Annotated in this window: 15 protein-coding genes and 2 pseudogenes; 10 read left to right on the top strand and 7 right to left on the bottom strand. The window is 69.3% G+C overall.

What is annotated here, in order from left to right:
- The 4 genes and pseudogenes from ACFW2Y_RS30920 to ACFW2Y_RS30935 all read left to right on the top strand — a co-directional run.
- A partial coding sequence (locus tag ACFW2Y_RS30920) for a transposase family protein (protein WP_384885710.1) occupies positions 1-477 on the top strand: 477 nt, incomplete at its 5' end.
- Positions 478-1,110: 633 nt separating this feature from the next.
- On the top strand, positions 1,111-2,307 hold the full coding sequence (locus tag ACFW2Y_RS30925; RefSeq protein WP_384885733.1) for an IS110 family transposase: 1,197 nt from the start codon (positions 1,111-1,113) through the stop codon (positions 2,305-2,307).
- Between the two features lie 47 nt (positions 2,308-2,354).
- Positions 2,355-3,206 (top strand): IS5 family transposase, encoded by an 852-nt coding sequence (locus ACFW2Y_RS30930; RefSeq protein ID WP_384885735.1) that lies wholly within the window; start codon positions 2,355-2,357, stop codon positions 3,204-3,206.
- Between the two features lie 79 nt (positions 3,207-3,285).
- Positions 3,286-3,549 (top strand): annotated as a pseudogene (locus ACFW2Y_RS30935) (flavoprotein); the annotation flags it as partial.
- A gap of 342 nt (positions 3,550-3,891) precedes the next feature.
- On the opposite strand, the gene ACFW2Y_RS30940 reads toward ACFW2Y_RS30935, so the two are convergent.
- Positions 3,892-4,251, bottom strand: coding sequence for a zinc ribbon domain-containing protein YjdM (locus tag ACFW2Y_RS30940; RefSeq protein ID WP_384885712.1), 360 nt, complete (start codon positions 4,249-4,251; stop codon positions 3,892-3,894).
- 318 nt (positions 4,252-4,569) lie between these two features.
- Between ACFW2Y_RS30940 and ACFW2Y_RS30945 the strand changes: the two genes are divergently transcribed.
- The 6 genes from ACFW2Y_RS30945 (at position 4,570) to ACFW2Y_RS30970 (ending at position 8,451) form a co-directional block, all read left to right on the top strand.
- Entirely contained in the window at positions 4,570-4,911 is a 342-nt protein-coding gene (locus ACFW2Y_RS30945) for an ArsR/SmtB family transcription factor (RefSeq protein WP_384885714.1), read from the top strand.
- A 74-nt stretch (positions 4,912-4,985) separates the two neighbouring features.
- Positions 4,986-6,641, top strand: coding sequence for a SulP family inorganic anion transporter (locus tag ACFW2Y_RS30950; RefSeq protein WP_384885736.1), 1,656 nt, complete (start codon positions 4,986-4,988; stop codon positions 6,639-6,641).
- Positions 6,638-7,060, top strand: coding sequence for a pyridoxamine 5'-phosphate oxidase family protein (locus ACFW2Y_RS30955; RefSeq protein ID WP_384885716.1), 423 nt, complete (start codon positions 6,638-6,640; stop codon positions 7,058-7,060). Before ACFW2Y_RS30950 ends, ACFW2Y_RS30955 begins: the two co-directional genes overlap by 4 nt.
- Positions 7,057-7,482 (top strand): ATP-binding protein, encoded by a 426-nt coding sequence (locus tag ACFW2Y_RS30960; RefSeq protein WP_384885718.1) that lies wholly within the window; start codon positions 7,057-7,059, stop codon positions 7,480-7,482. The genes ACFW2Y_RS30955 and ACFW2Y_RS30960 overlap by 4 nt, the downstream gene beginning before the upstream one ends.
- Before the next feature lie 16 nt (positions 7,483-7,498).
- Positions 7,499-7,909 (top strand): STAS domain-containing protein, encoded by a 411-nt coding sequence (locus ACFW2Y_RS30965; protein WP_384885720.1) that lies wholly within the window; start codon positions 7,499-7,501, stop codon positions 7,907-7,909.
- A gap of 206 nt (positions 7,910-8,115) precedes the next feature.
- On the top strand, positions 8,116-8,451 hold the full coding sequence (locus ACFW2Y_RS30970; protein ID WP_384885722.1) for an ArsR/SmtB family transcription factor: 336 nt from the start codon (positions 8,116-8,118) through the stop codon (positions 8,449-8,451).
- A gap of 163 nt (positions 8,452-8,614) precedes the next feature.
- Here ACFW2Y_RS30970 and ACFW2Y_RS30975 read toward each other — a convergent pair whose 3' ends face one another.
- The 6 genes and pseudogenes from ACFW2Y_RS30975 to ACFW2Y_RS31000 all read right to left on the bottom strand — a co-directional run.
- Positions 8,615-8,773, bottom strand: a complete 159-nt coding sequence (locus ACFW2Y_RS30975) for a DUF6126 family protein (protein WP_384885724.1) — start codon at positions 8,771-8,773, stop codon at positions 8,615-8,617.
- On the bottom strand, positions 8,770-8,970 hold the full coding sequence (locus ACFW2Y_RS30980; protein WP_384885725.1) for a hypothetical protein: 201 nt from the start codon (positions 8,968-8,970) through the stop codon (positions 8,770-8,772). The genes ACFW2Y_RS30975 and ACFW2Y_RS30980 overlap by 4 nt, the downstream gene beginning before the upstream one ends.
- Complete coding sequence (locus ACFW2Y_RS30985; protein ID WP_384885727.1) at positions 8,967-9,347, bottom strand: ATP-binding protein; 381 nt, start codon at positions 9,345-9,347, stop codon at positions 8,967-8,969. The genes ACFW2Y_RS30980 and ACFW2Y_RS30985 overlap by 4 nt, the downstream gene beginning before the upstream one ends.
- Before the next feature lie 103 nt (positions 9,348-9,450).
- Entirely contained in the window at positions 9,451-9,627 is a 177-nt protein-coding gene (locus ACFW2Y_RS30990; RefSeq protein ID WP_384885729.1) for a hypothetical protein, read from the bottom strand.
- A gap of 99 nt (positions 9,628-9,726) precedes the next feature.
- Positions 9,727-10,470 (bottom strand): carbonic anhydrase, encoded by a 744-nt coding sequence (locus ACFW2Y_RS30995; RefSeq protein WP_384885731.1) that lies wholly within the window; start codon positions 10,468-10,470, stop codon positions 9,727-9,729.
- A gap of 116 nt (positions 10,471-10,586) precedes the next feature.
- A pseudogene (locus ACFW2Y_RS31000) lies at positions 10,587-10,826 on the bottom strand (ArsR/SmtB family transcription factor); the annotation flags it as partial.
- Positions 10,827-11,157 lie beyond the last annotated feature (331 nt).

Below are 11,157 nucleotides of genomic sequence, written 5' to 3' on the forward strand. Positions count from 1 at the left end.
GAATCGGACCGCCTCGCCGGCGTCCGCGACAACGGCAACGACTGGTGGTTCAGCCAGAAACACAAGGCGTTCGGCGGCAACATCCAGTTCCTGTCCGGCCCGGACGGTACCCCGCTGTGGGTCTCCGACGTCGAGCCCGGCTCCACGCCCGACATCACCGCCGCCCGAATCCACGCCCTGCCAGCCCTGTACAAGGCGGCGGCTGACGGCCTGCCGACCCTGGCGGACAAGGGCTACATCGGAGCGGGGATCGGCATCCTCATCCCGGTCCGGCGCCCAAAGGGCAAGTCAGAACAGGCACTTCACGCCGACACCCGCGTGTTCAACACCCTGCTGCGGCACCTGCGGGCCCTGGGCGAGCGGACCGCCGCCGAGCTCAAGCAGCGATGGCGGGCCCTGCAGCACGTCACGCTCAGCCCGAGCCGGATCGGAGACATCGCCCGCGCCGCCCTCGTCCTCAACGGAATCTGGAAGTGATCACCGTTGAGAAAACCTCACTGAGCTTGTTCAGCTTTGACGGACACCCTCGGTGTGGTGGTTCTCCGGTCTTGGTGTGGGCATGACTTCGGCCGACTCCGTGCTTGCGCAGTGCGTCAAGGAGGGTGAATACGTCACGTTGGATGAAACGTTTTTGGACGTTCTGCCGAACAGGACGAGGTCCCCTCCCCTCCGCTCCAGTCACTTGGTCCGGAGATAGCTCGCGCACATGCTCCCACCAGTGGAAACGCCGAACTCACCCTTGAAGTCCCCTGCGGCCGAGGCGGATTCCAGCAGGGTTGCTCAGGTGGGGACGACATCAGGGAGTCGGGGAAGGTGCATGATTCCGCTTAGGGCGTCCGCCAGTAGGCGCTGGCAGCAGGGCAGGCACGGTTCACCCGATCATGGAGTCCTACCTTCTTGATGTGGGTCTGAGCTGGTCATTCGTAAGATCGGCGGGCCCAGGGGTTCCGGGTATGGCTGTCATGGAGTCGCCGCTGGATGGCTCAGAGAACTTGGCCACCCGGATCCCCGCGACGACTCGACCGCTAATTGGGAGACGCGACGCGATCGCTCTGTAGGACAACGTCGGCGAGGTCGTCTGCTGGGTTCATGTACGACGAGTTGGCGGAGGTGGCCGTGCCCGAGATCTGGGCCGGAGTGGACATCGGCAAGGAACATCACCACTGCGTGGTGATTGACGCTCAGGGCAAGCGGCTGCTGTCCCGTCGGGTGCTGAACGACGAGACAGAGCTGCTCAAGCTCGTGGCCGACGTGCTGGAGCTGTCGCAGAACGTGTTGTGGGCGGTGGACATCAACCACGGCGGGGCTGCGCTGCTGCTCGGCCTGCTGGTCAGCCACGACCAGCACGTCACATACATCACCGGCCTGGCCGTCCACCGCGCCTCGGCCGGCTACCGGAGCCAGGCCAAGACCGATGCGAAGGACGCCTTCGTCATCGCCGACCAGGCCCGCATGCGCACCGACCTTGGCGTGCTGCGGCCCGGCGACGAGATAACGGTCGACCTGCGCACCCTGGTTACCCGCCGCACTGACCTGGTCTGCGACCGAACTCGGCAGATCAACCGACTGCGTGCCCAACTCCTGGAGATTTTCCCAGCGTTGGAACGCTCGTTGGACCTGACGAAGAAGGGCCCGGTCCTGCTGCTGACCGGCTACCAGACCCCAGCCGCGATCCGCCGCGCCGGCGCCTCGCGCATCGCGACGTGGCTGAAAAACCGCAAGGTCCGCAGCAGCGCGGCCCTGGCCCGGACCGTCGTGGGAGCGGCCGAGGCGCAGTTCGCCGCCCTGCCCGGCGAGAAACTCGCGGCCACCATGGTCGCCCGACTCGCGAAGGGGGTGATGGCCCTCGATGAGGAGATCGCCGAGCTCGAAGCTCTCATCGAGGCCCGGTTTCGCGAGCACCCGCACGCCGAGGTGATCCAGAGCCTGCCCGGCATGGGCGCCATGCTGAGCGCGGAGTTCCTCGCCGCGACCGGTGGCGACATGGACACCTTCGGCACCGCCGACCGCCTGGCCGGCTACGCCGGCCTCGCACCCGTGCCCCGCGACTCCGGCCGCGTCAGCGGCAACCTCCACCGCCCACGCCGCTACCACCGCGGCCTGCTCCGCGCCTTCTACCTCTCCGCCTTCGCCAGCCTGCGGAACTGTCCCGCCTCGAAGCGGTTCTACGAGCGGAAGCGAGCCGAGGGCAAGGGTCACAAGCAGGCGCTGCTGGCCCTCGCCCGCCGCAGGGCCAACGTCCTGTGGGCCATGATCCGAGACGGAGCGTGCTACCAAGCCACACCACCGGTCACGACACCGGCTTGACAACGGCATTGGGAAGTTCTCTACGCTTCATGATCACCGGGGGATCCGTGCCTGCCGTCCCATCATGCATTCTCGACCCGATCCGCGACCAATTCCTCGCCCTGTTGCCCGTTCGCGAGGACCGGCACCCGCTGGGCTGTCACAATCCGCGGATCAGTGACGCCGTGGTCTTCGACCGGCTGGTACAGGTCCTGGTCTTCGGCTGCGGCTACGAACGAGCCGCCGACGAGCACTGCTCGGCCACGACCTTGCGCCGCCGCCGTGACGAGTGGATCGCTGCCGGAGTGATGGAGAGCCCGCGTCTGCTCGCGCTCGCCGCCTATGACCGCATGATCGGCCTCGAACTCGATCGCCTGAACGCCGACGGCTGCATCACCAAGGCGCCCTCCGGCGGTGAACGCGCCGGCAGGAGCCCGGTCGACCGGGCCAAACCCGGACTGAAACGCTCGCAACTGACCGACGCCACCGGCATACCCCTGGTCACCGATCCGGCACCGGCCAACACCCGCGACCACACGCTGCTGCCCGCCACCCTCGACCGCTTCACCGCCCTCGAACAGGCCCTCGGACCGCTGCCGGAGCATCCACGCCTCGCCCTCGACGCCGGCTACGACTACCGGATCATCCACGACGACCTCGTCGACCGGAGAATCGACGCCCGCATCGCTCCGCGCGGCGCGAAGACCCCGATCCAGACCGGCGGCCGGTGGGTCGTCGAACGCACGAACTCCTGGATGAACAACTTCGGCAAGCTCCGGCGCTGCACCGAACGCCGGAGAGCGGCCGTCGAGTTCTTCCTCGCCCTGGCCGCCACCGTCATCACGGTCCGCTGCCTGATCCGACGCGCCTGGACCCTCTACCGCTGGGACACCCGCCCCCGAAGCCCCCGCATCCGATGACCTACTGGCGGACGCCCTTAGTCGGGTAGCCGGGTCACGGCAACGTGATTTGGCTACCCGACTTAGGCGCCTGAGGTGTCTCGTCGGCATGAAGTCCTATGGCCGCGCCCCCGCGTTCTTCGCCATGACCGGCTACGAGCAGGTGCGTTCTATCGCCGCCGCACTTGCCGGGGACCGCGAGGCCGCCGAACGGGTCGAACTCACCCTCCCCGAAACGGGCGTGTGCGGCGGGGCGGGTCTCTTCGACGAGCCGGAGGCCGCCGTGGAGAGCGGTGGCAGTTGCTGCGCCGCCCCCGCCGCCATGACTATCGGCGCAGCGACCGTCTCCACCGGTGGCTGCTGAACCGAGCCCGACACCAAGGCCGGTGTGGCCGTGACCGGAGCAGGGGACGGGGCCGGTGCTGGCTGGTCGGGGTTGCCTGCCGTTGTCGAGCGTGGAGGCCGGGGTCGATGCGCAGGATGGAACGGCCCCGGCGACACCCGCGTCGGACGCGCCGCCGCCCAGTTCCGTGAAGCGCTCGGCGTCCGGGTCGAGACCGAGACCCTGCATGGCACCCCCCCGCTGCGTGACCCGCTCCTATGCCGGCTACGGGGGTGCTCGTCACCAGGCCCACCGAGGGGGCGGGGAAGTGCGCTCTGTGCTCCAGGCAGCCGAGACGGCATTCCTGCATGCGCGATGCGCGGGTCAGGCCTTCTTGACCACGCTCGACTTGAGCTGCATGGCTCCGAAGCCCTCGATCCGGCAGTCGATGTCGTGGCCGTCGACGCCGTCGATCAAGCGGATGTTGCGGACCTTGGTGCCCGCCTTGATGCCCGAGGGGCTGCCCTTGACCTTCAGCGCTTTGACGACGGTCACGCTGTCGCCGTCGCACAGCACGTTGCCGACGGCGTCCTTGACCACCCGCTCCCCGGTGGCGCCGACGTCGCCTTCAGCGCTCTCGGCAGGTACCCATTCGTGGCCGCACTCCGGGCAGACCATCAGAGCGTTCATCTCGTAGGTGTACTCACTGGAGCACTTCGGACACGGAGGCAGGTTGTTGCTCATTCACGCAGGTTTCTGGACGTCGGGAAGCGGGGGCACCCTGGGGTGGACCGGTTGGCCGACCGACGGGCACCCGCGCGATGGAGTAGCCACAATAACAAATTGCAAAAGTCTGCAAGTCACTACATTCCAGGTGGAGGCGTCGCGCGTAGCTGCCCGGTGATCCCCGTGCCGCCCAGCACTCCGGCGGTGGGTCGCAGAATCGTTGAATTGCAAAAGTCTGCAATTTCATAGATGCTGCGTATGTTGTGCCCGTAGGTAGCCGCGGGCACAGCACCAGGCGTTTGCCCCGTTCGGGGGTGGTGAGAAGGGTGCGAGACCGTGTCGGTTCCGCTGTATCAGGCCAAGGCCGAGTTCTTCCGGATGCTCGCGCACCCGGTGCGGATAAGGGTTCTGGAGCTGCTGCAGGACGGGCCGATGCTGGTGCGGGACTTGCTGGCCGCGATCGAGGTCGAGCCCTCCGCCCTGTCCCAGCAGCTCGCGGTCCTGCGCCGGTCGGGGATCGTCACCTCGGCCCGTGACGGCGCGACGGTCGTCTACGAGCTGGCGGGCGGGGACGTGGCGCAGCTGATGCTGGCGGCGCGGCGGATCCTGACCGAGGTCCTGACGGGGCAGAGCGTTCTGCTGGAGGAACTGCGCGAGTCCGAGGTTGCAGCCTCGTGAGCGTGAACACTGCGGTGACGGCCGTGCTGGGCCGGGTCCGCTCCGTCCTGCCCGCCCGGGCGGACTACGCGGTGATGGCCAGCAGCCCCCGCCGGGACCTGCTGGCCGGCCTGACCGTGGCGATCGTCGCCCTTCCCCTCGCGCTCGGGTTCGGGGTCTCCTCAGGTCTGGGCGCGGAGGCGGGACTGGCCACCGCCGTGGTCGCGGGTGCGCTCGCCGCCTTGTTCGGCGGGTCGAACCTCCAGGTGTCCGGGCCGACCGGTGCGATGACCGTGGTCCTGGTGCCGATCGTCGCGGAGTACGGCCCCGGCGGCGTCCTCACCGTAGGTCTGATGGCCGGTGTCCTGCTGGTCGGTCTCGCGCTGCTGCGGGCCGGGCAGTACATGCGGTACGTGCCGGCACCGGTGGTGGAGGGCTTCACCCTGGGGATCGCGTGCGTGATCGGCCTGCAGCAGATACCCAACGCGCTCGGCATCGAGAAGCCGGAGGGCGAGAAGGTCCTGATCGTGGCCTGGCGGGCGTTCGTGGAGTTCGTGGCCTTCCCGAACTGGACGGCGATCGGCCTATCCGTGGGTGTCGCGGCGATGATGCTGGCCGGCGCCCGGTGGAAGCCGACGGTCCCGTTCTCGATCGTCGCGGTCATTGCCGCCACCGCGGTTGCCCAGCTCTTCCACCTGGACGCGGCGCCCCCGATCGGTGACCTTCCCTCTGGGCTCCCCGCACCGTCCCTGGCCTTCCTCGACGCTTCCACATTCGGGTCGCTGCTGGCGCCGGCGGTCGCGGTCGCGGCCCTCGCCGCGCTGGAGTCCCTGCTGTCCGCGACGGTGGCGGACGGGATGACGGTGGGGCAGCGGCACGACCCGGACAAGGAACTGTTCGGGCAGGGCGTCGCCAACCTCGCGGCCCCGCTGTTCGGCGGCGTGCCCGCCACCGCTGCCATCGCCCGGACCGCGGTCAACGTCCGTACCGGCGCCTCCTCCCGGCTGGCCGCACTCACCCACGCCGCGGTACTCGCGGCGATCGTGTTCGCCGCCGCCCCCCTCGTCTCGAAGATCCCGCTCGCGGCGCTGGCGGGCGTGCTGTTGGCGACGGCGATTCGCATGGTGGAGGTCGGCTCGCTGCGCGCGATGGCGAAGGCGACCCGCTCGGATGCCGTCGTGCTCGTCCTGACCGCCGCGTCCACCCTGGTTCTCGACCTCGTGTACGCGGTGATCATCGGCCTCGTCGTCGCGGGAGCCCTCGCCTTGAAGGCGGTGGCGAACCAGGCCCGGATGGAGCAGGTTGACTTCCGCCCGGACCTGCCTGGCGAGCACAGCGACGAGGAACACGCCCTGCTCGCCGAGCACATCGTGGCCTACCGCATCGACGGACCGCTCTTCTTCGCCGGCGCCCACCGCTTCCTCCTCGAACTCTCCGAGGTCGCCGACGTGAAGGTGGTGATCCTGCGCATGGCGCGGGTGACCACCCTGGACGCCACCGGCGCCCTCGTCCTGAAGGACGCGGTGGAGAAGCTGAACCGGCGCGGCATCGCCGTGATGACCTCCGGTATCCGGCCCGGCCAGCGCCAGGCCCTGGACGCCGTGGGCGCCCTGGAACTGCTGCGCCTGGAGGGCCGCGAGTACGCCACCACCCCGGAGGCGATCGCCGGCGCCCGTAAGTACCTGGAACAGACGGGACTGCTGCCCCGTCCGCATCACCGACCGCACCGCATCCGGAAGGCCGCGCGATGACCGTCCCCGCCGACCTCCGCATGATCGAGGTCTCCGGCACCGAGGCCCTGTGGCTCCTCGAAGGCTCCGCCCAGGGCCGGCTCGTCTACGTCCAGCGGGAGGTGGCCGTCGTACGGCCCGCCGCACACGTGATGGACTACGGACGCCTCGTCGTCCGAGCCCCCGTACAGGCCGCCACGATTCCCGGCCGGGCGCTGCTGACCTACCAGGTGGACGAGATCCGCAGCCCGGCCGGCACCGGCTGGACGGTCAGCGCTCACGGGCCGGCGGACGTCATCGCCGACCCCGACGAAGCCGCCCACTACCGGCGTACCCTGCCCGGCTGGGCCCACGGTCCGCACGACACCCTGCTGCGCCTGCACCCGCAGTCCGTGTCCGGCTTCCGTCTGGCCCGTACGGTCTCGGGGGCGGGCCAGTGAGTGTTCAGGCCGAGGCGATGCCCTACCGGCACGTGCTGGACGTGCCGGCCATGGGCTCTGCTGTGCGCATCGCCCGCGAGACCACCGATCTGGTCCTCGTGGAATGCGGGGTGGGCCTTCGCCATCCGAGCGTGGGACCGGCCCTGCTGATCATGGCCGAGTTGGTCACCAACGCCGTCCGGCACGCCGCGGTGGCCTCACCGATGATCACCGTGACCTACGCCCACGGACCCGGCGCCTTTGCGTTCGCCGTCCACGACCGTCACCCCCACCAGCCCGCTCTGTTCGGCGTGCTCGGCACCGCGCCGGGCAGCGGCCTGGCCATGGTGGTGCAGCTGACGATGGAGCTCGGCGGCACCGCTGTCGTGCGGGCGGATGCGGACGGGCGTGGCAAGGCCATCTGGATCACCCTTCCCTTGTGATGTCGAGGAGCTGACGATGACGATTGAATGGCGCTACACCACCCATCAGGACCTGGGCGTGTTGTCCCTGGCCGGGTATCTCGGCGTGGACGCCACCGACCGATTCGCCGGCGCGATCGGCTGGGCGCTCGCCCGGGGCACCGGCCCGGTCATCCTGGACCTGACCGGTCTGCTGGGTTGGTCGGCCGGCGGGCAGATCGCCGTCGCCCAGGCCGCCCGCCGCCTCGGCGAGAGCGGACGCCGACTCGAGCTCGCCGCGATCCCCGCCGACGGCTCGCTCGTCCCCGATGCGACCTGCCCGCCCGTGCCCGTCCACTGCGACCTCGCCGCCGCTCTGGCAGCTCACGGAACTCGCGGGACGGTCAAGCAGTGGACCACCGACGACTGGCCCACCTCGCAGTCGCCCGAGGAACCCGCCCTCACCTGAGACCAGCACCACCCTCCACGAGAACGGCGAAGGGCACCTGCATCATGAGCGGCATGTCGAATGTCACGGAAGCACCCCGCCGGGTCCATGAATTGCACGGCTCTGCAATTGTGGAGGTCGCGAAGTATCAAGAGGGGTGAACGGATGCCCCTACGAAGGAACGGTTCCCGGTGGATGAGATGGGCAGTCAGGACAGAGGTACCCAGGTGAGCACGCCGCTGTACCAGCTGAAGGCGGAGTTCTTCAAAACTCTGGGGCACCCGGTGCGCATCCGCGTCCTGGAGCTCCTGTCCGAACGCGAGCACGCGGTCGCCGAGATGCTGCCCGAGGTAGGGGTCGAGGCCGCGAGCCTCTCCCAGCAGCTGGCCGTCCTGCGCAAGGCCAACCTGGTGATCACCCGCCGGGAAGGCTCGAACGTCCACTACAGCCTCACCCATCCCCAGATCGCCGAGCTCCTGCGGGTCGCCCGCGGCATCCTCTCCGGCGTCCTGGAGGGCCAGGCCGAACTCCTGGCCGACCTCAAGGCCGGCCGCCACACCTGAATGGTGCCCCACGGTGCCGGCCCTGCTGGGCCGGCACCCCACATGTGGCGGCCGCCTTCCGTCAGTGCGGGTTCAACGCGCTTCTGACACCGGAAGACGGCCGCTCTCTCGCATGTCGAACCCGTACTGCCAGGCGCGCCTGGATTTCAGCTCGGCCCCAGTCTCACTTCTGGGCGTGCTGGCCCAGGTAGAACAGCAACCAGATGAACCCGGCGAACACATGCGTGCCGAAGATGTAGAAGAAGGCCCGCATCGCGACGCCCTTCTCCTTCCACTTCTCGTGCTCCGCAGCCGTGTCCTTCTCTGGCGGGTTGTCCGTCATGATGCGTCTCCCTTCCCGGCGCTCGGCTCCCCGACCGGGCCGCGGCGCGGGCGGACGAGAACCTGCATGCCGTGCTCGCTTGTGTACTCGATGACGGCAGCGACCTCGCCGACCTCGACCGTGCGGACCTCCGGCTCAGGGCCGGTGCCGGGGTGAGTGATCTCGTACAACTGGACGGCCTCTCTGCTGCTGGTCACGGCGTGCCTTCCGAAAGGATGAAGCGCACGACAACCGTCTTGCCGCACCCACCGGAAGAAGGCTCGATACGGACGTCACCACCGAACGTCCGCGCCAGGTCAGCCACCGTGCGCAGCCCCTGCCCGACGGCCCGGCCGGCATCGGCCGGCGTTATCGGGCGCGCGTCCAGGTCCCCGGCGGAGGCCACAAGCAGGTGCTCGGTCATGTGGAGGGTGACTTCTGCGTCCGGTGAGTGCTGAGCGTGCCGGACGGCGTTGGTCACCAGCTCGCTGACCACCAAGAGCACGGCCCCGAAGAGCGCCGAGGAGCTCTCCAGCCCGAAGAGGACCAGAGAGCGTTCGCTGCGCTCGCGCGCGGCCCGCACGGAACCCGGCACCAGCGGCACCGTCCGCACGTGCTTGCGTGTCTCGACAGCCGTCTGCCCGCGGGGGTGTCTGGCCATCACCGACACCCCAGGCCCGCCGAAGGCACGGCGAGGTTCATCGGCTGTCCCCGGCGTCGGTGGCCACGCCGTGATCATGGGCCACGCGCAGCGCGTCCTCCAGCTCCTCCGCGGCCTGTGCCTCCTCGAAGGCGTCGTCAGCCTCGTTCGCAGCATGGAGACGAGCCCGCGCCACACGGACCCGTTCCAGCGCCGCTTCCTCGAACCCGGCCACACCGCAGCCCCCGTCCACCATATCCAGGATTAATAAATTGCATAACTCTGCAAGTCTAGCGGGTGCGGGTCCGCCGGGAAGCTCACCGACCATGGCTGGTCAGGGCACCTTGCGCACCAGCTGGCTGGTCAGCTCGTAGCGTGCACCGACGATGGCCAGGCAACCGTCAGCGACCCGAGCGGCGAGGTCCGGCTCGGCGGTAAGGCGCGCCCGGACCCGGCGCACGTTCTCGGTGACCGCCGCGTCGATCCGGGCCTCGCCCTCAAGCCCGTGATCGATCGCCGGCCGGATCCGCTCTGCCAGGTAGCGGATGTGTGCCGGGAGCTCGCCGCCAGCCTCGGCGTGGACTGCAGCGGCGACCGCTCCGCACCCCTGATGACCCAGGACGACGATCAGCGGGACGCCCAGTTCCAGCACCCCGTACGCGATGCTGCCCAAGACCGCTTCGTCCAGGACCTCACCCGCCGACCGCACGGTCAGCAGATCACCCAGCCCCTGGTCGAAGACCAACTCCGGCGGCACCCGCGAGTCCACGCACCCCAGGACCACCGCAAACGGGTGCTGCCCACCCACCAGCTCCCGGCGCACGTTCCCGGCACGGTCCGGATGGCTCTCGTGAAACGTTCGCCACCGCCGGTTCCCCGCCACCAGCTCACGCCACGCATGCCCTGGCCCGCACGGCTGCGACCCGCCAACGGCTGCCGCCCCGGCTCGCGCCCCCGGGGCTGCCGACGCCCCGCATACCAGCCCCACCCCTAACGCCATCGCCCCGCTCAACCCCACACGCACCAGTCGGCGACGCGCGACAGGCACCTCTGACCCACAGCCAGGATCGACACTCATGTCCGAACAAGCTAGACGCCTCCCATGCCTGGGTGGCGGGCGCAGGCCCGGCCTTGAGCAAGATTTGGCCCACTCCACCTCAGGATCGGCCGGCCCTCTCCGTGGACTGCGCGCCTTCAGTCCGAACCCGCGACCAGTGCCTCGCCGAGCGGGGTGCGCCGGTAGAGCACCGACCGTCCGGACCGGGCGCGGACGAGCAGCCCCGCGCCTCGCAGGACGGCGAGGTGGTCTCCTACCGCGCCGGGTGCCATGGCGAGGCTTCGGGCGAGGTGGCTGGTACTGGCCGGGGCGTCCAGAGCCAGCAACGGCCGGGCTCGAGCCCGGCCGACCAGGGCGGTCAGCGCGTCCGGTTGGGGGTGCCTCTATGGGGAGTGTTCAATGATCGGCAGGCCGACGACCACGAAGCTGTACGGGTCCGCGTCCAAGAATCTGGACGGTGTGCCGTTTGCTGATGAGGATGAGGCGTTCACCTTTGGCCTCGACCGTGAGTCCGACGTGCGGAACCATCGGGGCGGGAGGGGGGTCGCCCCGATCAGCATGGCGGACTACTGCGACCTCTGGTTCGAAGGGGTCAGTCTGCGCAGCAACTCCATGAGGTCTTCTCGGCAACGTGATGGTTGCGGTGCGTGACAGCTTGCGGGTGGCCTGGGTGATGACCCGACGTCAGACATGCGTGAAGCCCCTGGT

This window comes from Streptomyces sp. NPDC058877, assembly GCF_042742855.1.
Taxonomy (GTDB): Bacteria; Actinomycetota; Actinomycetes; order Streptomycetales; family Streptomycetaceae; genus Streptomyces.